Source organism: Arthrobacter sp. YN, from assembly GCF_002224285.1.
Classification (GTDB): domain Bacteria; phylum Actinomycetota; class Actinomycetes; order Actinomycetales; family Micrococcaceae; genus Arthrobacter.
In genome coordinates, this window is the sequence record NZ_CP022436.1 from 3,343,670 (window position 1) to 3,368,731 (window position 25,062).

General features: G+C 62.0%; 24 protein-coding genes, 1 other RNA gene and 1 riboswitch. Of the genes, 7 read left to right on the forward strand and 18 right to left on the reverse strand.

Annotated features, from left to right (window positions below; all coding sequences use genetic code 11):
• Nucleotides 1–2: 2 nt before the first annotated feature.
• The 5 genes from rsgA (at nt 3) to CGK93_RS15355 (ending at nt 5,349) form a co-directional block, all read left to right on the forward strand.
• Nucleotides 3–1,118, forward strand: coding sequence for a ribosome small subunit-dependent GTPase A (gene rsgA, locus CGK93_RS15335; protein ID WP_089595574.1), 1,116 nt, complete (start codon nt 3–5; stop codon nt 1,116–1,118).
• Between the two features lie 54 nt (nt 1,119–1,172).
• A complete protein-coding gene (gene hisN, locus CGK93_RS15340) occupies nt 1,173–1,985 on the forward strand; it encodes a histidinol-phosphatase (protein ID WP_089595575.1) in 813 nt (270 codons plus the stop codon).
• Nucleotides 1,986–2,171: 186 nt separating this feature from the next.
• Nucleotides 2,172–2,285, forward strand: a riboswitch (SAM riboswitch).
• A gap of 32 nt (nt 2,286–2,317) precedes the next feature.
• A complete protein-coding gene (locus CGK93_RS15345) occupies nt 2,318–3,727 on the forward strand; it encodes an aminotransferase class V-fold PLP-dependent enzyme (protein ID WP_089595576.1) in 1,410 nt (469 codons plus the stop codon).
• Nucleotides 3,728–3,801: 74 nt separating this feature from the next.
• Nucleotides 3,802–4,626: a class I SAM-dependent methyltransferase gene (locus tag CGK93_RS15350; RefSeq protein WP_232481664.1), complete on the forward strand. Its 825-nt coding sequence runs from the start codon at nt 3,802–3,804 to the stop codon at nt 4,624–4,626.
• A 9-nt stretch (nt 4,627–4,635) separates the two neighbouring features.
• On the forward strand, nt 4,636–5,349 hold the full coding sequence (locus CGK93_RS15355; RefSeq protein WP_089595578.1) for a metal-dependent transcriptional regulator: 714 nt from the start codon (nt 4,636–4,638) through the stop codon (nt 5,347–5,349).
• 18 nt (nt 5,350–5,367) lie between these two features.
• Here the strand turns inward: CGK93_RS15355 and CGK93_RS15360 are convergent, their stop codons facing one another.
• The gene (locus tag CGK93_RS15360) at nt 5,368–6,822 is read right to left on the reverse strand and encodes an MFS transporter (RefSeq protein ID WP_089595579.1); all 1,455 of its coding nucleotides are present in this window, start codon (nt 6,820–6,822) and stop codon (nt 5,368–5,370) included.
• Between the two features lie 76 nt (nt 6,823–6,898).
• On the opposite strand from CGK93_RS15360, the gene CGK93_RS15365 reads away from it, so the two are divergent.
• A complete protein-coding gene (locus CGK93_RS15365; protein ID WP_051420657.1) occupies nt 6,899–7,228 on the forward strand; it encodes a hypothetical protein in 330 nt (109 codons plus the stop codon).
• A 7-nt stretch (nt 7,229–7,235) separates the two neighbouring features.
• On the opposite strand, the gene CGK93_RS15370 is transcribed toward CGK93_RS15365, so the two are convergent.
• The 14 genes from CGK93_RS15370 to CGK93_RS15435 all read right to left on the reverse strand — a co-directional run bounded on the left by CGK93_RS15370 (nt 7,236) and on the right by CGK93_RS15435 (nt 18,791).
• Nucleotides 7,236–8,219 carry a S1C family serine protease gene (locus CGK93_RS15370; RefSeq protein WP_198318238.1) on the reverse strand — a complete coding sequence of 328 codons (984 nt, stop codon included), beginning with the start codon at nt 8,217–8,219 and terminating at the stop codon, nt 7,236–7,238.
• Between the two features lie 173 nt (nt 8,220–8,392).
• Nucleotides 8,393–8,761: a transfer-messenger RNA gene (gene ssrA, locus CGK93_RS15375) on the reverse strand.
• A gap of 112 nt (nt 8,762–8,873) precedes the next feature.
• On the reverse strand, nt 8,874–9,344 hold the full coding sequence (gene smpB / locus CGK93_RS15380) for an SsrA-binding protein SmpB (protein WP_017198498.1): 471 nt from the start codon (nt 9,342–9,344) through the stop codon (nt 8,874–8,876).
• Between the two features lie 76 nt (nt 9,345–9,420).
• Nucleotides 9,421–10,836 carry a M23 family metallopeptidase gene (locus CGK93_RS15385; RefSeq protein ID WP_089595581.1) on the reverse strand — a complete coding sequence of 472 codons (1,416 nt, stop codon included), beginning with the start codon at nt 10,834–10,836 and terminating at the stop codon, nt 9,421–9,423.
• 55 nt (nt 10,837–10,891) lie between these two features.
• Nucleotides 10,892–11,806 carry a permease-like cell division protein FtsX gene (gene ftsX / locus CGK93_RS15390; RefSeq protein WP_089595582.1) on the reverse strand — a complete coding sequence of 305 codons (915 nt, stop codon included), beginning with the start codon at nt 11,804–11,806 and terminating at the stop codon, nt 10,892–10,894.
• A complete protein-coding gene (ftsE, locus tag CGK93_RS15395; RefSeq protein ID WP_017198501.1) occupies nt 11,803–12,567 on the reverse strand; it encodes a cell division ATP-binding protein FtsE in 765 nt (254 codons plus the stop codon). Before ftsE ends, ftsX begins: the two co-directional genes overlap by 4 nt.
• A 190-nt stretch (nt 12,568–12,757) precedes the next feature.
• Entirely contained in the window at nt 12,758–13,876 is a 1,119-nt protein-coding gene (gene prfB, locus CGK93_RS15400) for a peptide chain release factor 2 (protein ID WP_089597503.1), read from the reverse strand.
• Nucleotides 13,877–13,952: 76 nt separating this feature from the next.
• A complete protein-coding gene (locus tag CGK93_RS15405) occupies nt 13,953–14,405 on the reverse strand; it encodes a pilus assembly protein TadG-related protein (RefSeq protein WP_232481341.1) in 453 nt (150 codons plus the stop codon).
• Complete coding sequence (locus tag CGK93_RS15410) at nt 14,402–14,992, reverse strand: hypothetical protein (RefSeq protein ID WP_089595583.1); 591 nt, start codon at nt 14,990–14,992, stop codon at nt 14,402–14,404. Before CGK93_RS15410 ends, CGK93_RS15405 begins: the two co-directional genes overlap by 4 nt.
• Entirely contained in the window at nt 14,979–15,275 is a 297-nt protein-coding gene (locus tag CGK93_RS15415) for a pilus assembly protein (protein WP_442857049.1), read from the reverse strand. Before CGK93_RS15415 ends, CGK93_RS15410 begins: the two co-directional genes overlap by 14 nt.
• A gap of 125 nt (nt 15,276–15,400) precedes the next feature.
• Nucleotides 15,401–15,640, reverse strand: a complete 240-nt coding sequence (locus tag CGK93_RS15420; protein WP_089595585.1) for a hypothetical protein — start codon at nt 15,638–15,640, stop codon at nt 15,401–15,403.
• Nucleotides 15,641–15,775: 135 nt separating this feature from the next.
• Nucleotides 15,776–16,717: a type II secretion system F family protein gene (locus tag CGK93_RS15425; RefSeq protein ID WP_089595586.1), complete on the reverse strand. Its 942-nt coding sequence runs from the start codon at nt 16,715–16,717 to the stop codon at nt 15,776–15,778.
• Entirely contained in the window at nt 16,714–17,568 is an 855-nt protein-coding gene (locus tag CGK93_RS15430) for a type II secretion system F family protein (RefSeq protein ID WP_089595587.1), read from the reverse strand. The genes CGK93_RS15425 and CGK93_RS15430 overlap by 4 nt, the downstream gene beginning before the upstream one ends.
• Nucleotides 17,568–18,791 (reverse strand): CpaF family protein, encoded by a 1,224-nt coding sequence (locus tag CGK93_RS15435; RefSeq protein WP_089595588.1) that lies wholly within the window; start codon nt 18,789–18,791, stop codon nt 17,568–17,570. Before CGK93_RS15435 ends, CGK93_RS15430 begins: the two co-directional genes overlap by 1 nt.
• Before the next feature lie 287 nt (nt 18,792–19,078).
• On the opposite strand from CGK93_RS15435, the gene CGK93_RS15440 reads away from it, so the two are divergent.
• Nucleotides 19,079–21,826, forward strand: coding sequence for a GH25 family lysozyme (locus tag CGK93_RS15440; RefSeq protein WP_089595589.1), 2,748 nt, complete (start codon nt 19,079–19,081; stop codon nt 21,824–21,826).
• A gap of 75 nt (nt 21,827–21,901) precedes the next feature.
• Here CGK93_RS15440 and CGK93_RS15445 read toward each other — a convergent pair whose 3' ends face one another.
• The 3 genes from CGK93_RS15445 to CGK93_RS15455 all read right to left on the reverse strand — a co-directional run bounded on the left by CGK93_RS15445 (nt 21,902) and on the right by CGK93_RS15455 (nt 24,886).
• Complete coding sequence (locus CGK93_RS15445; protein WP_089595590.1) at nt 21,902–23,248, reverse strand: hypothetical protein; 1,347 nt, start codon at nt 23,246–23,248, stop codon at nt 21,902–21,904.
• 214 nt (nt 23,249–23,462) lie between these two features.
• A complete protein-coding gene (locus tag CGK93_RS15450; protein ID WP_089595591.1) occupies nt 23,463–23,999 on the reverse strand; it encodes a hypothetical protein in 537 nt (178 codons plus the stop codon).
• 86 nt (nt 24,000–24,085) lie between these two features.
• Complete coding sequence (locus CGK93_RS15455) at nt 24,086–24,886, reverse strand: hypothetical protein (protein WP_157731845.1); 801 nt, start codon at nt 24,884–24,886, stop codon at nt 24,086–24,088.
• Nucleotides 24,887–25,062: the final 176 nt, after the last annotated feature.

The following is a 25,062-nucleotide window of genomic DNA, read 5'->3' on the forward strand; positions in this document are numbered from 1 at the left end:
CCATGGGCCGCGACGCACGCTCCTGGGACGAATCCGACGTCCGGATCCGACCCAACAAAAAAGGGTCCAGGCCACGGACCAAGGACAGGCCCAGCCATGACGACGCCGTTATCGGCCGGATCATCACCGTTGACCGCGGACGGTACAGGGCAATTGTGGACGAGGATTCCGCGAACGCACGCGTCGTCATCGCTGCGCGCGCCCGCGAACTGCGGCGTAACCCGGTAGTACCCGGGGACTTCGTCGCTTTGGTGGGGGACGTCTCCGGTTCGCCGGACACGCTTGCGCGGCTGGTCCGGGTGGAAGAACGACGAACCCTCCTGCGACGCAGCGCGGACGACACCGACCCCATAGAACGCGTGGTGGTGGCCAACGCACATCAGTTGGTCATTGTTGTTGCAGCCGCCAACCCTGAACCGCGCACCGGATTCATCGACCGCGCCTTGGTGGCAGCCTACGACGCCGGCATTGAGCCGTTGCTGCTCATCACCAAGGCGGACGTCAAGGATCCGGCGGAATTGCTTGCCAACTACCTCAGCCTTGACTTCCCCGTGATCATCAGCCGCACAGCGGACTCCGAAGCAGGTGGCATCGACGCCCGCTCTGATGACGGCCTGTCCGCACGGTTGGACCGGGACGCCGTAGCCCAGTTGCGCTCCCACCTGGGCGGCAAGGTCACCGTGATGCTCGGCCACTCGGGCGTGGGCAAGTCCACCATGGTCAACGCGCTGACAGGGGCGGAGAGGGCCACCGGCGGTGTTAACGCTGTGACAGGCCGTGGCCGGCATACGTCCTCCTCCGCTCTGGCCCTGAAACTCGCCGACGCCCCGGCCGGCAGCTGGATCATCGATACCCCGGGCATCCGGTCCTTTGGCCTGGCCCACGTGGACCCGGACAGGATCCTACATTCCTTCCCGGATCTTGAACCCGGAACGGAAGCCTGTGAGCGGGGCTGCAAACACGACGCCACAGCCATCAACTGCGGACTGGATCCGTGGGTGAACGACGGCCATGCAGGACCTTCGGGAGTGGCGCGGTTGGCCTCGTTGCGCCGGTTGCTCGGTGCCGACCCCCGGATGGAAGCAAAAGAGACCAAGGAACTGGGCACCGTCAACTGATCGTTGCGGCTTCACGTCCCCGCTGCAGCGAACGTTTCAGGATAGTTTGGTGGCATGACCCATCCCGTTTCCACCTACAACGATGACCTGCGCCTTGCCCACGTCCTCGCTGATTCAGTCGATGCCCAGACCATGGACCGCTTCAAAGCTCTGGACCTGAAGATCGAAACCAAGCCAGACCTCACACCTGTCACCGACGCCGACAAAGCAGCGGAGGAAGCCATCCGGGGTCAGCTCTCCCGGTCCCGCCCCCGGGATGCTGTCCTTGGCGAGGAGTTTGGCAGCAGCGGGCACGGCTCACGCCGTTGGATCATTGATCCCATCGACGGGACCAAGAACTTCGTCCGGGGCGTACCGGTTTGGGCAACATTGATCGCCTTGGTTGATGAGGGTGAACCCGTGGTAGGCGTCGTCAGTGCACCTGCCTTGGGAAAACGCTGGTGGGCTGCCAAGGACATGGGTGCCTACATGGGCCGGTCCCTTGCCGCGGCCACCCGATTGAAGGTCTCCAACGTTTCCCGTTTGTCCGATGCCTCCTTGTCCTACTCGAGCCTGTCCGGGTGGAAGGAACGCGGGAACCTGGACGAGTTCCTGGGGCTCACCGAGGATGTGTGGCGCACCCGGGCCTACGGCGACTTTTGGTCGTACTGCCTGGTGGCCGAGGGCGCAGTGGACATCGCGTGCGAGCCTGAGCTGAACCTGTACGACATGGCAGCTCTCGTCCCGATCGTTACGGAGGCCGGTGGACGCTTCACTTCCCTGGAAGGCGACGACGGTCCGTTCGGCGGCAACGCGCTGGCCACCAACTCCATCCTTCACTCGGAAGTCCTTAAACGGCTCAACCCAGGCCTGGACGACCTGCTCTAGTACAGGTTTCCTTCAGGGTTCACTAGCTGCTTTTCAGCGAATATTCGACGGCGGAGGCCTCCTTTTGGGGGGCCTCCGCCGTTTTTTATTCGCCAAACCGGTGATTTACAACCCGGCGTAACAAAGTGCTTAACAAAGGGAAGTGACTTTGGAGGGGCCGATGGAGGTGCCCTAACCTTTTTTACAGGTCACGAGTGCCAGCGCTAAACCCCGGTTTGCTGGCCGGCAACCCTCCTTTCGCGGCGGGGTGCCCCGGGTGACGACCCGGCCGGTCCGGAACGGATGCGGCAAGCGCGGATCCCCCTATGGGGGTCCCTCTTGAGTGAGGTCCCATGAGCACAGTCACGTTCGACTCAAACATCATTCCGTCCTTTGCCGGTGAAACCCCGTCACAGTCAGCTGCAGCAGCACGGCCGCTCGCCGCCGTCACCGGGGCTGAGCTGCAGGCACCGCTGATCCAGGGCGGCCACGTCCGCTATGCCAACCTGGACTACGGTGCATCGGCTCCGGCCCTGACCGTTGTCTCGGCCTACCTCAACGAGGTCCTGCCTTACTACGCCAGCGTTCACCGCGGCGCGGGCTTTGCCTCCCAGATCAGCACGTCGGTCTACGAGAACTCGCGGAACATCGTTCGTGAGTTCGTCGGCGGCCGTCCTGACGATTCCGTGATTTTCACGCGAAACACCACGGACTCCCTGAACCTTCTGGCCGGCTGCCTTCCGCAGACCGACGGCCGTTTCTCCGGCGAAGTCCTGTACCTGGACATCGAACACCACGCCAATCTTCTTCCCTGGCAGGGTGTCCCGCACCGCAGCGTCGTGGCGGCCTCCACGTTGACCGCCACGGTGGACAAGCTTCGCAACGAATTGGCCCAAGGCGGGGTCAGCCTGCTCGCCGTCACGGGTGCCTCCAACGTGACAGGTGAAATCCTGCCGATCGCCGAACTCGCTGCACTGGCGCATGAATACGGTGCCAGGATCGTTGTGGACGCCGCCCAGCTGGCACCCCACCGCCGGATCAACATCACGGAGGCCGATGTTGACTACGTCGTGTTCTCCGGCCACAAGCTGTATGCCCCCTTCGGCGCAGGCGTCGTAGTGGGCCGCCCGGACTGGCTCGACGCCGGGACGCCGCACCTGGCTGGTGGCGGCGCCGTCCGTGAGGCCCGTCTGGACTCGGTGAGCTGGGCAACGGGCCCTGCCCGCCATGAAGGCGGGTCCCCCAATGTCCTGGGTGCCGCGACCCTCGCCCGCGCCACACAGGTCCTCGCCGGGCTGGACCAGGACGCGTGGCACGCCCACGAAGCCGCCATCCGCACGTACCTGGTGGACGGCCTGGAGGCCATCGACGGCGTGACAGTGCACCAGATCTTCACTGACTCCGACGACACCATTGGAGTGGTCAACTTCTCCGTGGAAGGATTCGACGCCGGATTGGTGGCCGCTTATCTGGCCGCCGAGCACGGAGTTGGCCTCCGGGATGGACGCTTCTGCGCCCACCCACTGCTCAAGCGACTCGGACTTCCCTCCGGCTCCTTGCGTGCCAGCTTTGGCGTCGGCTCCCGGTTGGAGGACGCCACCAGGCTGCTCGCAGGCATCGAAGGGCTGAAGCGCAACGGGTTGGGTTGGGACTACGTAGTGGACGAGGGCCGCTGGGTACCTGCCAACGACCACCGGACCTACCCGGAATGGGCTCCCAACACACCCGGTACGGCAGGCGCAGCTCCCTGCACTGTTGACTAAGCGCTCTTTACCGCGGCTGCGGTAAATTCGTAGGGTATCTTTTTGGCAACCCTGTGAAGGAGTTTTTGGTGGCATTGCCTTCTCCGGCCGCCTCCAGTGGACAGCCCGGCGTTCCCCGACCTGCCGGACCACGTGGTCCCAAGCTCCACGCTGACCGTCGGAACGAGTTCGGCCAGAGCTTCCAGGACGGCGGTGAGCACTACGATCGCGTTCGGCCCGGTTATCCCCTGGACTCCGTGGAGTGGCTTGTTCCCCCGGGGGCCACGGCGGCTGCGGATCTCGGAGCGGGAACAGGCAAGTTCACGGCCCTCCTCGTGGAGCGCGGACTGGAGGTTGCCGCCGTCGACCCTTCCACCGACATGCTGGAGCAACTGCGCAAGTCCCACCCGCACGTCACCGCGCTGGAGGGAACGGCTGAAGCAACTGGACTGACGGACTCAGCATTCGACGTCGTCAGTGTTGCCCAGGCCTGGCATTGGTGCGATCCCCTGGCTGCGAGCACCGAGACAGCCCGTATCCTGCGGCCGCACGGAACCTTGGGACTGGTCTGGAACCAATTGGATACCGACGTGCCCTGGGTTCATCGGCTCTCGCGCATCATGCATGCCGGAGACGTCCACAAGCCAGGGTTCCGTCCACTGATCGGCCCGGAATTTTCCGGCTTGGAAAGCCACTTCACCCGGTGGTCGGACGCCGTGACTCCCCAAGACATCATGGAGCTGACCAAGTCGCGGAGCTACTATCTCCGAGCCAACGACGCCACCAGGGCGAAGGTCATGGCCAACCTGGAGTGGTACCTCTACGAGCACCTGCGGCACGCACCGGGAGACACCATTCCACTGCCCTACGTGACGCAGACCTGGCGGGCGTTCAAATTGCGCCCCGCGCGGCCACGGTAGGCTTGGAGTGTGAAGACCAGTACGCCCTCCTCCTCGATTGAGGACTACGTCAAGGTCATCTACTCGTACACAGAGTGGCAAGACAAGCCGATAACGTCCTCCCAGCTTGCCCAGCGCCTGGGTGTGGCTAATTCCTCCGTGTCTGAAATGGTCCGCAAGCTCAAGGACCAGGGACTGGTGGACCACCAACCCTACAGCGCCATTCGCCTGACACCCGCGGGCATGCGCCTGGCATTGGCCATGGTGCGCCGGCATCGCCTCATTGAGACCTATCTGGTGGAAGAACTCGGGTACAGCTGGGATGAGGTCCATGATGAAGCTGAGATGTTGGAGCATGCGGTGTCAGACACCTTCATCGAGCGAATGTCCGACAAACTTGGTCACCCTGTCAGGGACCCGCACGGCGATCCGATTCCTTCGGCGGATGGCTCCGTTGAACTGCCGCACGCCTACCGCATGATCGAACTGGACCAGGGACACTCCGGCCGTATCACCAGGATCAGCGACGAGAACCCCGATCTCCTCAGGTACTTGGCAGCGGAAGAGATCACCCTTGACGCCCCGGTTGAAGTGGTCGGACGCAAACCGTTCGGCGGAGCTCTGGTGGTGCGGATTGGAAGCGGCGCCACAGGCCGCGAGTTCGATCTCGCCGACGAAGTCACGTCCGCACTCTGGGTTCAGAGCGCTGAAACCCACGAAGGCTGCGTCCTCCCCACCCGCTGACCCAACCCCCGCGAGAGGTCAGCCGGGCAGCCCGGCTGACCCGCCGTCGTCGGACGCTGCATCCCGATCGCTGTCAGCGGCAATCGCCGCCCCCTTGGGCGGATTTCTTATCCCGACGGCGGAAGCTGCTGCCCCGGCCAGGAACAGTGCCGCCGTGACCAACAGGGCGTTGTACAAACCTTCACGGCTGAAGACCGGTCCCACAATCAGCCCCGCGAAGGCAATGGTGATCAGGCCGGCGATGCGGGCAACGGCGTTGTTCACCGCCGAACCGATCCCCGCCTCCTCGGGCGGGACAGCACCAAGAATGGCGGCCGTCAAGGGCGCTACAAGAGTAGCCAATCCCAGACCGAAAACAATCTGGCCCGGCAGGACCTGTGTCCAATAATCCAACGGCTCCTGGACCGACAACGACATCAGGAAGCCCGCACCGCACAGCAACGGGCCCACGGTCATGAACCATCGGGGCCCGTACTTTCCTGCAAGGCCACCAAAATACGAGGCACACAGCATGAGGATGACGGTGCCAGGCAGCAGGGCGATGCCCGCCACGGTGGCCGCCATGCCCCCAACTTGCTGAAGATAGATTCCCAAAACGAAGAACCCCAGGGAAATTCCCCCGTAGATGGCCAGCGTTGCCAGGTTCCCCCACGCAAAGTTGCGGATCGCGAAGAGCCTGAGTGGCAGCATGGGCTCGGCTGTCCGGGCCTCATGGATCAGGAAAAGAGCCATGGCTGCGATGCCGGCCACCAGAGGCAACCACACCTGCACGCTCCCCCATCCCATGCGGCCCTGTTCGATGAACGCAAACACGGGACCACCGAGGCCCACCATGGCCAGGACGGCTCCGAGGTAGTCGATGCGCTTGCTCTTGTCCCTCGCGGCATCGGAGGCCCGCAGGCCTGCCAGCATGGGCCAAATGGCAACGGCGGGAATGACATTGATGAAGAAGATGACACGCCAGGAGAGCAGGTCCACAGCTATGCCGCCAATCAGCGGACCCACGATGGCCGCAGCGCTGGTCCAGCCGGACCACTGGCCGATGGCTTTGGACTGGGCCGGGCCGGTGAACGAGGTAATAATCATGGCCAGCGAACTTGGGACCAGGAGGGCTCCGGCAATGCCCTGCAGTGCCCGCGACACCACCAGGACTTCGCCGGACCACGCCAGCCCGCACAAGACCGAGGTCACTGCAAAACCCGCCAGGCCCCATTCAAGGATTCGTGCCCTGCCGAAATGGTCAGACAACGAACCCGCCACCAGGATCAATGCACCCAAGGTCAGCAGGTACGCGTCCACTACCCATTGTTGAATGACCAGGCCGCCACCGAGCTCCCTCCCGATGGCAGGCAGTGCGAGATTGACCACAAAACCATCGAGGATGGCGATGAACGACGCCACGATGGCCACCACCAGCACTCGTTTCTGGAGCGGAGTACTCGGCAGAAGCGCGGCAGCGTCAGTCATGAGCACAGCCTACGCCCGTGAAGTCCCGTATCGTTGAGTGGTGATCAGCAGACGTGATGCCGCATTGGCCCTTGATATTTCGATGGAAATGGCACAGCGCCACGGTATTCCGTCCAGGCTTTCCGAAGCCGAACTCCGCGATATGCAGGACAATCCCCCGGCTTGGTTGGTGCAATCGCGCGCCAACCGCACCGGCAAGCGCCCCGTCTGGGTGCATCTGACCTGTGCTGTGTGCGGCTATTCCGAAGCCATTCGGCCCAAAAAGTGGTGGCCGGACTTTTCCTTCGTCTACTGCGGTACCCACCGGAACAGTGACCTTCCCAAGCTCTTCCTCGGGGAAGTACGCAGCGAATACGAGGGGGTTGGCAGCCGCTTCGTGGGCGTCGTCGATGTTCCGGAGAGCAAAGCCTAGCCTCCGTTCACGGCTGGACCATCTCTGAGGGAACCGCAAGAACCTGCACTCGTTTCCCCTCCCTCAGCACGGTCAAGGGGAAGGGCTGGCCTATGGCTTCCTCGAACAATAACTTCTGCAGGCTCTCGGCACTGGACACGGCCCGCCCCTGGGCGCGGAGCACAACGTCCCCTGGTTGAAGCCCGGATAGCTCCGCTGGAGACCGGGGAATCACCTCTACCACCCGCAGGCCCTCCTTCTGCCCCGTCCGTACAACGGCGCTGGCATCCAGGGGGATTGGCGTACTCACCAAACCCAGATACGCTCGGTGCACCCGGCCATCCCTCAGCAGGGACGCGATAATGCGCTGGGTGGTGGTGTTGATGGGCACTGCCAAACCCAGACCCAGTCCTGCTACCGCGGTGTTGATGCCCACGATGCGCCCGCGGGTATCGGCCAACGCTCCGCCGGAATTCCCGGGATTCAGGGCAGCGTCCGTTTGGATAACATCCTCGATGACCCGCTGGTGTTCGCCCGCCCTGACGGGAATGGACCTGCCCAAACCACTGACGACGCCCGCAGTCACCGAGCCGGCCAGACCCAACGGGTTACCCACGGCGACCACCAACTGGCCCACCTTCAGGGTTTCGGCATTGCCCAGCACTGCCGGGGGCGGCGTGGACTTCACGCCACGGACCACGGCGAGATCGGATAAAGGATCCGCGCCCACCAACTCCACGTCTGTCTGCCTCCCATCGGCGAACACAGCCCGGCCGGACCGGATACCAGCCACTACGTGGGCGTTCGTCAGCATGTATCCATCGCCGGTGAAGACCACGGACGAGCCACTGCCCCTGCGGATCTGCCCCCTCCGGCCGGTGCTGGTCATCTCGATGGCGGCAACGTGGGGTGTCACGGATTCCGCAACCCGGACCACGATCTTCGAGTACGCATCCAGGGCCTGCTCGTCGTCGTCAGGGTCTAGCAGTTCGAAGTCCGGCTCAGTGCTCATCACATGCCTCCTGCCACCGCTCCGCCGTGGTTCGGCGCTTATCCAGTTCAACCGCCAATCCGTGGCTGGTAGTCCTGCGGACAGTACGCCGTGAGTGAACGTCGAAGGGTCCTGCCTTGGTGGGCTCGGGCATAAAAAAACCCCCGGATCACAGGGATCCGAGGGCTTTCCGTGGGTGGAGATGGGGGGAATTGAACCCCCGTCCGATGTCGTTTTGTCAGGGCTTCTCCGGGCGCAGTTCGCATCGGATTTTCTCGGCCCCAGCCATCCTGCGAACAGGTGGCTGATCCGGGCCCAGTCATCTTAGAGTCCCATTTACCTCAATGACGAAGGCAAACAGCAGTGGCTATCTAAATGACGCCAGGAACCGGGGCGATAGCAACCCCGGGCTGACGGACTGTCTTACTGCTTAGGCAGCGAGAGCGAAGTCAGTGCGCTTAGATTCGGCACTTATTGGTTTGCAGACAGCGTTTACGAGATAATTCTGCATCCTCGGCCCGCTTCACCTGTCGCGACTAACATCGTCGAAACCGATCATCCCCGTATTTTGTTACCAAACCCGAGTGGAACATCGACCATGTCGAATTCCCTTCGGACTACTCATCATAACGCATTCACCCGGTGGAACATTCCACGGGCCCCGTGGGCGTGGCGCTACCGGCGGTTGCGTTCCCGCAACTCACGCAGCGATTCACGCTTGTCCTGCTGCTCACGCAGCGTTTGGCGCTTGTCGTAATCCTTCTTGCCTCGGGCAATGGCGATTTCAACTTTGGCCCGGCCATCCAGGAAGTACAACTGGAGCGGCACCACCGTGAAGCCGGACTCGCGGATCTTCTGCGAGATTTTGTCCAGTTCGTCACGATGAAGCAAGAGCTTACGACGCCGGCGCGCGGCATGGTTGGTCCAGCTCCCTTGGTGATACTCAGGGATATGGATACCTTCCATCCACAATTCGTCGTTGTAGAAGGTGCAGAAGCCGTCCACCATGGAGGCATGGCCCTCACGGAGGGACTTCACTTCTGTTCCCATGAGGGCAATGCCGGCCTCATAGGTGTCCAGGACATGGTAGTTATGCCGGGCCTTCCGATTGGTGGCCACTACCTTACGGCCACTTTCCTTGGGCACGGTAGAACTCCTTGTTAGATGCGGATTTCAACTAGTGTACGCCAGAGCCGGGGGCCTCACGAGCACTGCCCACACGCTAGAGAAGGTTCATGGGATCCACAGCGGAACCGTTCAACCACGTTTCGAAGTGCGCGTGGCAACCGGTCGAGTTACCGGTGCTTCCCGAGTACGCGATGAGTTGGCCGGCCGAGACGCGTTGGCCGTTCGACACCACAATGCTGCTGTTGTGGTAGTAGATGGTGGTCAGCGAATTTCCTTGGACTACGCCATGGGACAGCTTCACACGCCATCCACCGCCGTCGGCTGAGTTCCATCCCGAGTTGAAGACCTCCCCTGCAGCCGCCGCGTAGACCGGAGTACCACACGCCGCGCCGAAGTCGATGCCGGTGTGCATGTAGCCACCCGTACCATAGAAGTCGATGGTCCCCGGGGGCGTTGCGCGCCAGCCAAATCCGGAGGTGATGGGAACATAACTGGCAAAGGGGTGACGCAGTCCGAAGGCGGACGGCGAACCTGCTGCCGGCGGAACATACGGCTGCTCTGGTGGGGCCGGCCGGCCCTGGGCCGCTGCTGCGGCTGCGGCTGCGGCGGCAGCCTCTTCAGCGAGGCGGCGCTGCTCGGCCTCCCAGGCTTCCCTGAGTTTCCGGTCGCGCTCTACGATTTCGGCGGCCACCGTGTTCTGCTCAGCCTTGACCCGGGCCAGATTGGCTTCGATACCCGGTTTGGCGGCCTGAAGCTGCCCATTCAGACGGGTGGTGTCTTCGATGAGCTTGTCGACTTCGGCTTTCTTGTTCGCAGCCTCGTCCCGTGCCGATTTCTCCCGGTCAAGCGCAGCGTCTGCTTTCGCTTTAAGGTCCTGTATCTCTTCCTCGACGGCTACCAGCCTTGCCTGGGAGTTCACGTTCGTGGCGTTCTGCTGGGTCAGCTTGGTCATGGCGGCGTTCTGGCTGCGCATGGCCTGGTCGGCCAAGTCCATGGACTCTGTCAGGTTGCCGGACTCACTGGACCCGAACAGAAGAGCGATGTTGGTGGGGACACCACCGGATTTGTATGCCTGGGAGGCGATCTGACCGATCAGTTTCTTGGTATCAGTGATCTTCTGCTTATCACTTTCCAACTGCTCGGTGATCTTGGCCTTGTTTTGCTGGGCAAGTTCAACCCTTGCCGCCAAAGCCTCAACTTCCTTGACCGCACTCGCCACCCGGCCCTGCGCCTCGAGCAGCGCCTGCTGGGCACCGGGAAGTCGGCCCTGGTAGATCACCAGGTCGCCGGCAGCTTTGGCGATGTTGGCATCGACGAACTCCAGGGATGCCTGAACCCTGGCGGCTTCAGCTTCAAGTGCGGCCTGCTGGTCTTCAAGGTTGTCGGCCTGGGCAGCAGGGGCGCCCGACAGGAGGCTGACAGCCAGACCCACAGCAAGCACGGCACCCATAATCCGAGCATTGCCCGACGCGAAGCGCCGGCGCAGGGAGATCGGGTCCAACGCGGTCATCAGGAGTCCTTTTCGATTGTCAGCATGAAGGGTGATCGGGCCTGGGCGGTCATCGCTAGACCTTCAAATATCGCCGGAGGGTCAAGAGCGAGGATATCCCGGCCAGACCCGCACCCAGGGCAATCAGCACGGGCGCGATCACCAGCACCTGGGTGGAGGAAATAAAGGGGGTGTTGAGGAACTGTGTCGACAGATCACCATTAAGCCAGAAGTGCGCCATCAACCAGAGCGTGACCGAGGCAAGCACTGCCCCCACAACGGCAGCGATAACACCCTCAAGGATGAACGGCAGTTGGATGACTGTTTTGGACGCACCGACGAGCCGCATGATGCCCGTTTCCCGGCGTCGGCTGAAGGCAGAAAGCCGGATGGTGGTGGTGATGAGCAGCACGGCACAGAAGATCATGACCACGGCTACACCCATCGCAGCAACCGACGCTCCGTTCATCCAGGAGAAGATGCGCTCCAGGACCTGCCGTTGGTCGCTGACCGTCTCGACTCCCGGCTGGGAGGAGAACGTCTCGCTGATGATCTGGTACTTTTCCGGGTTCTTCATGTTGATCCGGAAGGAGGCCGGTAGCTGGTCCTCGGACACCGAATCCACAATCGGTGAGTTGGAGAACTGTTCCTTGAAGTGCGTGTAGGCCTCAGCCTGGGATTCGAACTGGAAATCGTTGATGTATTGCTTGACCGCCGGCGACTCAAGCATTGCCTGCAGGTTCTCCTGCTGCTCCTGGGTGGCGGGACCCGAAGCGCAGCCCACCGCCGTCGAACCGTCATTGCAGAGGAAGACAGCCACCTGGACTTTGTCGTACCAGTAGCCCTTCATCTGGTTGATCTGCATCTGAAGCATTCCAGCGGCACCTACGAACGTCAAGGAAACGAACGTCACGAGGACCACTGAAATGACCATGGAAAGGTTCCGGCGCAGGCCACTGCCGATTTCCCCCAGGATGAACAGGAGCCTCACAGCTGCGCCCCCTGTGCACGGTTGAGTTCCTCACCGCTGGCATCCCGCAGGCGGCGCGATTCGCCAACCACCGGAATCATCGAGGTGTAGAGCGCCTTGGCTTCGTCTCGAATGACCTTGCCGTTCTTGAGCTCCACCACGCGGCGGCGCATTTCATTGACGATGTCGTCGTCGTGGGTTGCCATGACTACTGTGGTGCCGTTCTGGTTGATCTTGTCCAGGACTCCCATGATTCCCATCGAGGTGATGGGGTCCAGGTTGCCGGTCGGTTCGTCCGCCAGCAGGATGCCGGGACGGTTGACGACGGCGCGGGCGATCGCCACGCGCTGCTGCTCGCCACCGGAAAGTTCGTGGGGCATGCGGCGTTCCTTGCCCTCCAGGCCCACGGTCTTCAGGACCTCAGGAACTGTTTCGCGGATGATCGAACGGCTCTTGCCAATCACCTGCATCGCGAAGGCAACGTTGGCGAAGACATTCTTCTGCGGGAGCAGGCGGAAGTCCTGGAACACCACGCCGATGCCGCGTCGAAGCTTGGGTACACGCCAGCTCGAAATGTTGGCAACGTTCTGCCCGGCAACATACACAGACCCGGACGAGGCTTTATCTTCCTTCAGGATCAAGCGAAGAAAGGTGGACTTGCCTGAGCCCGACGCACCTACGAGGAAGGTGAATTCGCCGCGGTTGATCTCAAGGCTGACAGAGTCGAGCGCCGGTCGGGCATTCTGCTCGTAGACCTTGGTGACATTCTCAAATCTGATCATGGCCCTTTAGAACCCCGCCGGACATGACATAGTCGCCCAGTCCAACAGCCGGAGCGCGGGCTTTCGATGGGGGAAGTGAGAGCACCGGCCACTCGACTATACGCACGGGTAGGCCGGATTTACCGGGCTTTGGAGGGTGTGTCGCGGAATCCGGAGCGTTGGGGCGAACCGGACTCCGTGCTTCTCCGTCTTAGCTGGCAGCCGCGTTGCGGTTGCCAGTACGCCAACGGATGCCGGCGTCAATGAAGTCATCGATGTCGCCGTCCAGGACTGCTGAGGTATTGCCCACTTCATGTTCCGTTCGCAGATCCTTGACCATCTGGTAGGGGTTGAGCACGTAGGAGCGCATCTGGTCGCCCCAGGACGCCTTCACGTCTCCGGCCAGGGCCTTCTTCTCCGCGTCCTGCTGTTCCTTCTTGACCAGCAGCAATCGGGACTGAAGCACCCGCATGGCAGCGGCACGGTTCTGAAGCTGTGACTTTTCGTTCTGCATCGAGACCACAATGCCCGTGGGAAGGTGAGTCAGCCGCACTGCCGAGTCGGTGGTGTTGACCGACTGGCCTCCCGGGCCCGAGGATCGGAAGACGTCAACGCGAATTTCGTTATCCGGAATTTCGATGGAGTCCGTCTGTTCGATCAACGGAATAACTTCCACTGCCGCAAAGGACGTCTGTCGGCGGCCTTGGTTGTCGAAGGGACTGATGCGGACCAACCGGTGGGTCCCCGCTTCGACGCTCAACGTGCCGAACGCGTACGGCGCCTTGACCTCGAAAGTGGCGGATTTCAGTCCCGCCTCCTCGGCATATGACGTATCCATTACGGTGGTCGGGTACCCGTGGCGTTCTGCCCAGCGCAGGTACATCCGCATCAGCATCTCGGCGAAATCTGCCGCGTCAACTCCACCGGCACCCGCACGGATGGTAACTACGGCTTCGCGCTCGTCGTACTCGCCTGCCAACAGCGTGGTGATTTCGAGTTCCGCCAGAGCCTTGCGAATGGACGACAACTCCTTCGCAGCTTCCGCCATGGAGTCTTCGTCGCCCTCGTCCTGGCCGAGTTCCACCAGGACTTCAAGGTCGTCGATCCGGGAGTCCAGCTTGGAAAGACGCTCAACTTCCGACTGCCGGTGTGACAACCGCGAAGTGATCACCTGGGCAGAAGCCGGGTCATCCCAAAGGTCCGGGGCTCCGGCTTGCTCGCTCAGTTCAGCGATCTCAGCCTTAAGTGCATCAACATCGGTAACGTTCTCGATGGAGCTGTAAGTTGCGCGAAGTGCGCGGATTTCTGCGGGAAAATCTATCTCAGCCATGGTCATCCCAGCGTACGCTATCCGTCACGCTCCCCCGACGGCCCCGTTCATTTCTGCCGGACCATGACCCGTACCGCTACTGGGTCAACGTTGAGCGGGCTACCGATCGGGCCTCAACCAGGATCCCGTCCGGCAGGAGGAAGCTGATCACCGGAGGATGGGCCACCGCGGTAAGGACCACCACGGCTGTGCCGCCGGGTTCACTGCCAGTGCCCGCCGCCAGGGCAAGGCGATCATGATGGGAAGAGGCGCCAGTGCCGGAGAGGTAGGAGGCTGCCCCGGACCGCACGCGCTCATCCACCAACGACGGCCCAGGGCGGCTCCCGGTGCCTATATCCCCCACCATGAAGGAGTCGGCAGCGGCAAGCGCTGCTCCGTCCGCCAGCGACAACAGTTTCTTGTGCTCCAGGTAGACCGCCGAGGCGGCCATGACCACTGTTGCCAGAAGGAGCGCCAGCACAACGAAGCCAATAATGAGAACGGCGATCTGGCCCTCGTCGCGGGTCTTGCCGCTGAGCGGCGTAGTCACAGGAAGCGCCCCACTACTTGAGTGGCCGACGCACTCAACCTGGCGGCATTCAAGCCCACCGTGTCCCCAAAGGGCATCAAGGGCAGGGGAACATCCAGGGTGACCTTCACCGTCACCCTTGCTCCAGCCGACAGACAGTCCGCTCTGTCACACGACACCTCAACCTTGGCTTTGTCCGGAGCATGCCCGTAGTCCCCCAGGGCAAGAAAGACTGCCCGTTCCGCCGCCGCCCCGGCATCGGAAAGCCCGCCCCGGGCCACGAACACCTTCGCGGCTTGGTCGGCGGCCCCGACCACCGCAAAAGACCCACCTTGGATTTGTCCGACCGTCACCACGAAATAGACCACGGGAACCATGAGCAGTACGGCCAGGAACGTAAATTCCACCACAGCACTGCCCTGTTCGCCCCATGGCGCCCCCGCGCCTGGCCCGGACCTCCCGGCGGGCATCTCGGCTGGATGCCCCGCAGGCACCCCAACCGAACCGTCAGCAGGCACCCCGACCGGCTCGACAGAGAGGCATAGTGCCTCGCGCATCCTGTGCCGGAAGGCTTTCAGCAGGCCAAGTCGTGGCTCAGTATGCTGCATGGCCCTTCACCTCCAGCAAGCCACGGGGACCAACCAGCCCGACAACCGGCAAGGGTGCCTTCACCGTCACCTCCAAGGTGCGGGCTCCGTCCATAACGACATCGCTGCAAACGATGTCCCCGGAAAAGTCGCTGTTCAAGGCGGCGTGAATCAACTCCGCGGCCCGTGCCTGGGCATCTGCCGGAGTGCGATCCGCCAAGGCCCCATACCGCGCACCGGAGGCCGCGGCATCAATCAGGGTGTTGCGGACATGCAACACCAAGGTGAGCTGGATGATCGCCATAAAAAACAGCGTCAGCAGCGCGCCCACCAAGACAAAGTCGACAACGGCGGACCCGTACTCGTCGGAGACGCTCCGCCGTTGCTTGCGCCAAAGACCTCGAACAACGGCGGGTTCCGGCCGCACTCCTACTGGCCCACTTTCTCAATCGCCTGATCGAACAAGCCCTCCAAAGCAGGAGCAGCCAAGGCAAGGAGGCCGGCGACCAGGACAGCCGACATCAGCGTAATCATGACCCAGCCAGGCACGTCCCCTCGATCCCGATCCTCAGCACAGGACAGTCCTCTGAACGCGACCGCCATAACCCAGGAGCCGCAGACGACGCTCAGGAAGGAGGTGGCGGACAGTCTTCTTGTAATGCGGTTCATGGTTCTCCCCAGAATGAATGGATCGGCGTACGGATGTGGTGTGAAGTAATGCGGTGTAGTTTTGTGGACCGTGCTGCATCCATGGACTGGATTGCTTCGATGGATAGAACTTCTTTGGCGGTCCCGACGGCAGGCTTACAGGCTGATTTCCAGCGCCGCTATGGCCGGGAAGGCAGCGAAGATGACTGTGAGCGGGAGCACCCCGAAAACGAGGGGCACCATCATGGCGATTTCTTTTCTGCCTGCGGACTCCATGAGCTCGCGTTTTGCGGCGTCACGGACGTCCGCAGCCTGCGCCCGAAGGACATCGGCCAAGGGCGTCCCCCGTTCCACCGCGACCACCAGCCCGTCAAAGAACCTGACCAGGGGTGGCAGCTCCGACCTCATGGAGAACGCTTGGAGTGCCTCCGAAAGTGACTTGCCGGATCTGGCATCGGCGAGGACCAGACCAAACTCTGCAGAGAGTTCCCCACTGGAACTGCGGCTTACCCTGTCCATGGCACCCATGGCGCTCTCGCCTGCAGCAACCGCGAGCGCCATCAACTCCGCAAGACTCGGAAATTCGGACAGCATCGCCGATTCCCGCTTCCTGATCCGTTGTCCCAGAACATAATCGCGGAGCATGTAGCCCCCTGCTGCGCCTGAGATGACACAAACAACAAGGAAAGCCGGGCTGAACTGACCTGCGGCGGCGCTTATCACGACGACAAGTACCGCCACTACGAAGCCTGCGCCGGCCCATAGGAGCTGCTCGGCCCGGAAATCCAGAGTGGATTTGGAAGAGCCAGCGCGCGCCAGCCTCTTTCCCAGCGCTGCAGACCCGATGTTGAACCGGGACAGATATGTGATGGCGTCACCAATGATGGGACGCACTATCCTCTCCAGCGGCCCGAACGGCGTGAGGTTATGGGTTGGCGTGCGCAGCAGCCGCGATTCCAGGTTCCGTGATCTCAACTGGGCCTCGATGCGGTCCGAGAAGGTGTTCCCTCGCATGAAAGGTAGCCTCACCAGGATCAGCCAACAACCCGCCCCAAGAAGCAGCCCGTAGAGCACGGCGAACGCGCTGGTAGTGGTCATCGAAGCACCCGCTGATCCTCAGGCAACGCACCAACCCGCAGCATCACGGAGTAGCTGACAACGGATACCAACAGCCCACCGAGCAAGACCATTGCTCCTGTGCCCGAGTTATAGGCCAGCATCGCTTCCGGCCGACTGGCCATGACGACCAGGACCACCCAAGGCGCCGCTACCGCAAGCCGTGCTGCATTGATGGTCCATGACTGGCGGGCTTCAAGCTCACTTCGCGTGCGTGCGCTGTCCCTCAGGAACTCGGAAAGAGTGCCAAGCATCCGGCCGAGATCCGAACCACCCACCTCGCGGGTCATTCTGAGTGCCTCGATAATGCGATCTGCCACAGGATCGGCCAGCCGTGCTTTCAGCCTGTTCAGGGCTGCCTCAAACTGTCCGCCGGATCTGTAGTCCGCCCCAAAGTCCAGGAACAGCAGGCGAAGTTCTTCCGGTCCCTTGTAGCCCAATTGGATGAGCGCTTCCGGCAGGGCGAGACCGGCACGTATGGCGGAGCGCAAGTGGTCCACAATGTCCGGCCACAGAAGTCGAAGTGCGGCCTGGCGCTTGCGTGCCCGCCAACGGACCGCAGCGAAAGGAACCCACGAACCAAAGAGGGAAAAGCAGGCTGCAACGGGCGGCGATCCCGTGACGACGAAGAACACCAGCAAGGCGAAGAGGCCGAAGCCTGCGCACGTGAGAAGAAGACCCCCGCCCGTCACTTTTTCAATTCCGGCTGAGGTGAGCAGCAGCTCAAGGCGCCCGGGGCCCGTTTCCTTTGCTTCTACCGGCGGTTGTACCCACGCAGACCACCAGATGAGGAACACTCCAAGGCCGCAGAGAACGCCGAGAAGGGGCGCCATCAGTTCAGCTCCAAAAGAGCGGCGACGTCGAATCCTGCCCGGGCGAACTTCTCCGCGGCAGGCATGGAGTTGGCCCGTGGCAGCAGTTGCGTGCCGACCATGCCGAACACACCCGAGGATTCGATGATTCCGTTTTCGACCCTCCGTCCAAGGGAGAGGATCTCAGTCACCTGCCTACGGCCCGAAGAGTGGCGGCTGCAGTGCACGACGAGGTCGATGCAGGATGCAACTGTGGGCACCACGAAAGCACTGGAAATATTTGCCCCTGCCAGAAGCGGGAGCGTGCAGATCTTGGTCACTGCGTCGTGTGCGGAATTGGCATGGACGGTGCACATGCCTGGCAAACCGGAGTTAAGCGCAATCAGCATGTCGAGGCTCTCCGCTTCACGGACCTCCCCCACCACCAGCCTGTCCGGGCGCATCCTTAAGGCTTCCTTGACCAACCGACGCAGCGGAATTTCGCCTCCGCCTTCCAGATTGGGTTGCCGGCACTGAAGTCCCACGACATCGCGCAGCGGGAGTTGCAGTTCGAAGATCTCTTCCACCGTAATGACACGTTCACGGGAACCGATGTGGGCAGCAAGGCAGTTCAACATGGTGGTCTTCCCGGCCTGGGTGGCACCCGATACGAGGATATTGAGACCGCTGGCCACAGCTGCTCCAAGGAACCGTGCGGCCTGCGGCGTAAGGCTTCCCAGCTCGACCAAATGCTCCAGGCGGCTTGCCCGGGCAATGAACTTCCGGATATTGACGGCCCAGTGCTTGCGGGTAATGTCCGGGATGGCGACGTGCAACCGTGAACCATCAGGAAGGGCGGCGTCGACGAACGGTGATGAAAGATCCAGCCGGCGCCCCGAACTCTTGAGCATTCGTTCCACAAGGTCCCGGACCTGCTGCTCGGTAAGGCTGATGCCCGTCAGTTCCGATTCACCGTTGCGGGCAACATAGATTTCGTGCGGCGCATTGATCCAGACCTCTTCAATCGCGGCATCGTCCAAGAGAGGCTGCAGCGGCCCGAAGCCTGCCACCGCATCGAAGATATGCCTCCGGGCAGTCTCAAGGTGGCCGAGGGAAGGAAGCGGGCCCAAAAGCGCACGTTCGTCGTAGTCATTCACTGCCGCTTCCACCAGAAGCCTGACGTCCGAAGCCTGCTCAAGGGGATCCAGTCCCCTGCGCCGAATGAGCTCCCTGACCTCTCCTTCGACGATCCTTACAGCATCCACTTCTTCCCCAACCGACCACGAAGTTTGATAAGCGAGAGGAACATCTCGCCTCATTCACGCTAAGCGAGCGCCAACACCCCTTCAACCCAGTGGAGCGGGCATGTGGATAACTGTGGATCAGCAGTCACGTCAGCATCCCAAATCCCACTAGTCACTCCAGTTTCAGGATGTTAGGGTAAAGCCCGTTAGGAGCTGGCCTTTGGTCCCATGCGCAAGCGCCCGCCCCGGAGCTTGTCCGCAAGCCACCCCATGCGCCGCTGAGCCGCGGTACAGGGCCGGATGTGAAGATGAAAAGACGTTCAAGTGAACCGTCCCGCCGCACCCCGCTGGCCCGGGTCGGAGTTGCGCTGACGATCGCCCTGGCAGCAGGCTCTTTCCTGGGATCGCCCGCCTGGGCAGAGACGGCCGGGCCACGTCCAGCTCCATCTCCAGAGGCGCAGTCAGGAAGTCCCGCGCAGGGGCCGCAACCCGTAGGAAGTATCGCCCCCGCTACCACCCCCGGCGGTGAAACTCCTCAGGCGACCCAGCAGGCACCCGCGCAGCAGCAGCCGCTTCCCGCCGTCGAACCCTCACCCGCGGCACCGCCGCTGCCGGCGGAGGGGCCTGCGAGCGATTCCGGGGAGCATCTCCCCAAGAAGCAGGAAATGCCTGGCAACGCCCCGAACGCCGAAGCGATGAAGGCAGCGATGCTGGCAGCCATCCCGGCGGGCGGCGCGGAAATGGGCCAACGGTCTCCCCGTGTCCTGGCAGCCAAACAGGGCAAAGACGCTTCGGGAGCCTCGGGTTCACGGGCAGTAGGAGGCGCAGTCGGCGCCGCCGTCCCCATGGCCGCCGACCCGGGCCACTGGCGGCCCACTATCGGCATCGCAGGGCAGGACGTCAGTGCCCACCAGGGGAATGTGAACTGGCAAAGCCAGTGGAACCAGGGATCCCGATGGGCGTACGTCAAGGCATCCGAAGGCAATTACTACCTCAACGAGAACTACACCCAGCAGTACAATGGCTCCCGCAATGTGGGCATGGTGCGGGGCGCCTATCACTTCGCCATCCCCAACTGGTCATCGGGTGCTGATCAAGCACGGTATTTCGTAGCGAACGGTGGAGGCTGGACGGATGATGGCTACACCCTCCCGCCTGTCCTGGACATCGAATACAACCCCTACGCCGGGCGAACCATCAACGGGTTCTACTTCGGCAACACCTGCTATGACATGTCCAAGGCGCAATTGGGGCAATGGGCGGCTGACTTTGGCAACACCGTCAAGGCGCTGACCGGCCGCTTCCCCGTCATCTACAGCACCACCGATTGGTGGAACACCTGCGTTGGCAACACGACTTTCGGCAGTTATCCCCTCTGGATCGCTTCCTACTGGAACAATCCCACCAACTCACCAGGCTCCATGCCGGTCAGTTGGGGCAACTACACCATGTGGCAGTACAGCAGCACCGGCCCCTTTGAAGGCGACTCAAACATTTTCAACGGCAGCTACGACCAGCTGCGGACCTTTGCCCGCGGGGTTTCGAATCCTTCCAATCCGTCCATCAAGTCCGCCGCAGACATCCTGACCACCAGCGCGGCAGGACGTTTGGACGCCTTCCCGGCGAATGGGGCCGGCAGAATCACCGGACCTGTGCCCATCGGCTCGGGATGGTCCGGCGCGAAGGCGCTCTACGTGGTGGACTGGAACCAGGACGGCGTCCAGGACATCCTTTCCCAGTGGTCCGACGGGACGCTGAAGGTCTTCCGGGGAGCTCCCGGGGGTTCTTTCTACGCGCCCATCCAAGTGGGTTCCGGCTGGCAGGAAATGTCCCTGACCGTAGGCTGGTGGAACGTCAAGGATGCCTACCCCGGAGTGATCGGACAGGACTATCGGGGGAACCTGTACAGATACTCGAACAGTGGTGGCGGCGGACTCGGGAACGGTGTCCTGATAGGAACCGGGTTCAGCGGACACCAACTGAACCAGATCGACTTCGATGGCGACGGCAACCAGGACATCGTCACACGCACAACGGACGGCACCCTGCGGCTGTTCCGCTCCAACGGTGTGGGCAGCTTCACCAGCGAGCCAGGACGAGTCATCGGTTCGGGCTGGGCAGGCATGACGGCAGTGAGCTCCGCAATCAATTTCAACGGAGCGGACTCGCAGGGACTCCACGCCCGGGCCTCGAACGGAGACCTCTACTACTACCCGGCCGGTTCCGGATCGTGGGGCAACCGCAGCCTCATCGGCGTGGGGTGGAACGATGCAAGCCTCATCAGCGGTGCAGCACTTGACGTAGAGTCCACCCTTGGGATCGACCAGGAGGACATCGTGGCGGTCCGCCCCGATGCCAACCTTTACCGATACCCGGGAACCGGCACCACAGCACTGCTGCCGGAAGACCTCATCGGCACGGGCTGGGCGGGGTTGAAGGCAGGCTTCGTCACAGACTGGAACGGCGACGGCGCCCTGGACATCGTGGCGCAATGGTCCGACGGCCGCTTGAACGTCTACCCCGGCAGGAACGGCAGCGGCTTTGGAGCCGCGGTCTCCCTGGGGAGCAACTGGAAAGACTGGACGCTGAGTGTCGGCACGTGGAAGAAGGCAGACGCGCATCCCGGAATCGTGGGCTATGACGCCACGGGCCGGTTGTACTACTTCAACAACCCCACCGGAAGAAGCGTTTCCACCGGTGTCTCCATTGGTGTCGGCTGGACGGGCTTGGAGATCACGCAGGTGGACTTCGATAAGGATTCCAATGCCGACCTCCTCGTTAAAACGGGCACCGGCGATCTCAAGCTGTACCGCTCCAACGGCACCGGGAACTTCGTCCAGGAATCCGCCGGCGTTGTGGGCACAGGCTGGAATGTGATTTCAGATTTTGCATCGATCCGTGGTTTCGCAGGTGCCGGTTCGTTGGGCATCATCGCGCGGACCACTGTCGGGGACCTGCGGTACTACCCCGTGGGCGCCAACAGGTCGTGGGGAACGCCTACCAAGGTCGGTACAGGCTGGAGCAGCCTGACAATTCTGGCGCCGGCTGCCAAGTAGCAGCCAGTGCCACAAAGTGATGGCGGGCCGGCCCAAGGAGTCCTCGGGCCGGCCCGCCATTAACGCCTGCACACTTTAGGCAAGCAAGGCGTTCATCGCATTGACCAGCGTCGTCTCCACGCCATTCGTGCCCGCTTTGAAATGCGCCAAATGTCCATACACTGTCATTGAGCCACCGGCAATTCCCGGGAAGTCAGGCTCCCATCCCCCCTCATAGCTGCCAAGCGGCATGAACGGCGGAAAGAATTCATTGCTGGGGATATAGCAGCATGATTCATTTGCATATCCTCCAACAATAATTCCGTTGTTCCCGCCATTCCGGCCCCGGAAGTAGGCCGCGTATCCGCTGACGAGCTCACCACCGATCATGGCGATTTTCAATTGAGGGCTTCCGTTGAACTTCCATACCTGGAAGGGTGACGGCACAGCCGTATCAACACTGTTGCTGTCGATCCGCCCGATCATGACCTGCGCATGGCGCTGGTACCACTGGGGCTGGCCGTTGGGGTTGGCGAGTCGGGCTACATAGGAAGCGCGAACTGCGGCCAGGTTTCCTGCTGTTGGAGTGATGTCCAGTGGCAATTGGACCTCCTGGTACCGCGTGACCATGGGACCGCTCAGCGCACGCCCGGCCGATTGCATGTTCGAGTGGACGGTGGCACCCAATGCGTCCCCGTGCTGATCCCTGAGTTGCCAACTGCGGACTCCACCCGGATCCTGGTCACCGGCAGGCCCCTGGATGAACATTGCAAAACAATTCGGGTTCCGGTTTTCAATATAATTGCAGGCACCTGCGGCGAAATCGCCATCAAAGAGTGTCCGCAGACCAGCACTGATGGGGTGGCATCCATAGCTGAAAATCACTGCTGCCGGCGTACCGTTACCCCGCCTGGCCACCAGAATCGGCACGGCTGTCTCGGTGTATGGCAACCCAACCCGGTTGGCGGAGAAATTCTGGGTTGAAACTTTATAGTCGAAAGTCACCGCCGTTTCATCGGCATCCAGCGCTTCCTGGGCAAGGTTGACTATGGTGTCTTCAAGATCGGCACTGTAGGAACGCACCAAACCCAGGTCTGCGAGTCCATACGCCATGAAGGGGTGAAGGGTGTCAATCAAGGCGGGTCCATTATGCGTATGAGTTGCCTGGATCAGGATGTCGCTGCTGGACCACGACGTCAGGTCAATGATCCTGTCACGGATCCTTTGATGCATGGCCCGCGGCAAAGCCAGGACGTCCAGGCTGATGATGATGTGGGGGTGGGCGTCTTCCCAGATAAGAATCGCCCGTGCGTATAACGGCTCAAATGGTGAGCTGCTGGTGGCCTCGCGTCCACCGTCAGTTGAACCATATCCGGCCATGTAGGGATTGGTGCTCAGCGACGGCGTTATGTCAGCGCTTGCAGTTCCAATTCTGAACGCCATTAAAGATCACTCCTTGATTGTGCGCAACGGGTGATCTTTGTTTTCTCTGCAACAAATTTCGTTTCCCGTATACGCTGAACAGCCAATACGTGAGACCACTTTCATTAGACCATGTGATCCCGCAATTTTGTGTGGTTGGAAGGGATGGATATCGGCCCTTATCGGCGGCGTCCCGGCCTTGGAAATCCTGCCGGGGTCCCACCGATATTGAGCTCTAGCGGGGCACTGCCGTCTTAAGCCATCTGGTGAGCTGGGCAGCCTGCGGAGCCAACGGAGCCAACGTCAAAGCACCCTTGACAACGGGTATGCCGTAGGCGGCGAGTGAAGCTGCAAGTGTCCTGTGATCCGTGCGTGTGCAGGCCCTGATAATGAGCAGGCATAAAGCGGAGTCCTGTCCAGGAGCCGCCCCTGCCGCGACGGCCGCGTTGACGGCTGCCCGCTCTTCAGGAGTCAGGAGGTGCGGGCCGCTTCCGACGTAGACCACTTGGCAGTCAGTGACGTGCATGTACCGGGTGGAAGCCCAGACTTCTTCGAGGCTCGAGAATTTGCCGATGAGGCTGCCATCTGCCGCTGTACACGTGAACTGGTACCGGATCAGAGGTTCCGGACGCTCAATGGGGACCTTGTCGTCGCTCGCGACAACCGGTGCCATATCCAGTGCGGCTGGTTGGGAAGTATCTACTTTGGTTCCTGAACAACCGGCCAGGGCAAGACTTGCCACACCGAGTTGAAGAACACTGCGCCTGCGCATGTTCACCGAGGGATCCCCACTTCATTCGGATGCTCCCCAGCTCCGCATGCATTGGTTATTCGCCCCAAGCCGTTTCCGGCTGCGTCTTAGTACATCTTCCCCCAAATTCCGCATTTGTCACTAGTAAACTTTTGGTCCGGCTTCAGTTCCACCGTGTTACCTGCCTCCGCGAGGCCACCGCTGGCAACAACTGAGCCGTCCTGGCTGGTGATGGACCATGTGCATCCGCCCGCCGCGACGGCCGGTTTAATCAACTGCCATCCCCCCGGCTCATGGTTCTCGCCCGTCACGTGGGTGCCGTCCCCCACCCGGGCGCCCTCTGCCCAGGCGGCAATGATCTTTCCCTGTGGAGCGTCCGGACAGAATTCCGCCGCTGCCACCAACGTCCCCTTACTTGCTTCGGCAAATCCGCCTGGCCCGGTCTCATCACTGATCCTTGTGCAGAGGCGAAGGATGTCCAGCATGGTTGCCAGCCCATCGTCAGCTGCCACGCCTTGCGGTGCCGCTGTCGAAATGGCTTCAGCTTCCCGGGGCGTCGGCTCGAATTGCCCGTCCTCCTCGAAAGTGACGCCACACGAATCCATGCGGGTGTAATTGGTGGCAGCCCAGACTTCCGCCAGGCTCGACAACTGGACCTCAGGCGATGCGTCAAGGCTCGTGCAGAGGTAGGAAAAGCGGCCCGGTTCGTCGTCGCCCGCTGCCGGGGCACCATCGCTCGGTTCGCTGACGCCCGGGGCCGTTTCGCTGCCTCCCGGAGCGGACGACGGCGGTTGGCCGCGCCCGGCGGTGGCGCTGGCACTGCTGGTCGCCGGCGAACCGGTTCCAGCGGGTGGCTCGGATGACGGCACAGTGCAGGCGGCCAGCGCCAGCACTATAGGCACCGCCATCAGGAACAGTCTGCGCATTGTGACCTCCACCTCAATCGTGCGGTGCAGCCGTTGTGCGGTCAAGACGGACCGGTCGCGAACCCCAATGTGGACATCTTCCGGACTTTGCTAGTGACAAATGTGAAATTTGGTGGAAGATGGACGTAGACGCAGCCGGAAACGGCGTGGGGCGAATA

Coding starts and splice junctions, on each gene's coding strand:
- rsgA (WP_089595574.1), top strand. CDS start 3: ATGGGCCGCGACGCACGCTCCTGGGACGAATCCGACGTCCGGATCCGA.
- hisN (WP_089595575.1), top strand. CDS start 1,173: ATGACCCATCCCGTTTCCACCTACAACGATGACCTGCGCCTTGCCCAC.
- CGK93_RS15345 (WP_089595576.1), top strand. CDS start 2,318: ATGAGCACAGTCACGTTCGACTCAAACATCATTCCGTCCTTTGCCGGT.
- CGK93_RS15365 (WP_051420657.1), top strand. CDS start 6,899: ATGGAAATGGCACAGCGCCACGGTATTCCGTCCAGGCTTTCCGAAGCC.
- CGK93_RS15370 (WP_198318238.1), bottom strand. CDS start 8,219: ATGAGCACTGAGCCGGACTTCGAACTGCTAGACCCTGACGACGACGAG.
- CGK93_RS15385 (WP_089595581.1), bottom strand. CDS start 10,836: ATGACCGCGTTGGACCCGATCTCCCTGCGCCGGCGCTTCGCGTCGGGC.
- ftsE (WP_017198501.1), bottom strand. CDS start 12,567: ATGATCAGATTTGAGAATGTCACCAAGGTCTACGAGCAGAATGCCCGA.
- prfB (WP_089597503.1), bottom strand. CDS start 13,876: ATGGCTGAGATAGATTTTCCCGCAGAAATCCGCGCACTTCGCGCAACT.
- CGK93_RS15410 (WP_089595583.1), bottom strand. CDS start 14,992: ATGCAGCATACTGAGCCACGACTTGGCCTGCTGAAAGCCTTCCGGCAC.
- CGK93_RS15415 (WP_442857049.1), bottom strand. CDS start 15,275: ATGGCGATCATCCAGCTCACCTTGGTGTTGCATGTCCGCAACACCCTG.
- CGK93_RS15420 (WP_089595585.1), bottom strand. CDS start 15,640: ATGAACCGCATTACAAGAAGACTGTCCGCCACCTCCTTCCTGAGCGTC.
- CGK93_RS15425 (WP_089595586.1), bottom strand. CDS start 16,717: ATGACCACTACCAGCGCGTTCGCCGTGCTCTACGGGCTGCTTCTTGGG.
- CGK93_RS15430 (WP_089595587.1), bottom strand. CDS start 17,568: ATGGCGCCCCTTCTCGGCGTTCTCTGCGGCCTTGGAGTGTTCCTCATC.
- CGK93_RS15440 (WP_089595589.1), top strand. CDS start 19,079: ATGAAAAGACGTTCAAGTGAACCGTCCCGCCGCACCCCGCTGGCCCGG.
- CGK93_RS15445 (WP_089595590.1), bottom strand. CDS start 23,248: ATGGCGTTCAGAATTGGAACTGCAAGCGCTGACATAACGCCGTCGCTG.
- CGK93_RS15450 (WP_089595591.1), bottom strand. CDS start 23,999: ATGCGCAGGCGCAGTGTTCTTCAACTCGGTGTGGCAAGTCTTGCCCTG.
- CGK93_RS15455 (WP_157731845.1), bottom strand. CDS start 24,886: ATGGCGGTGCCTATAGTGCTGGCGCTGGCCGCCTGCACTGTGCCGTCA.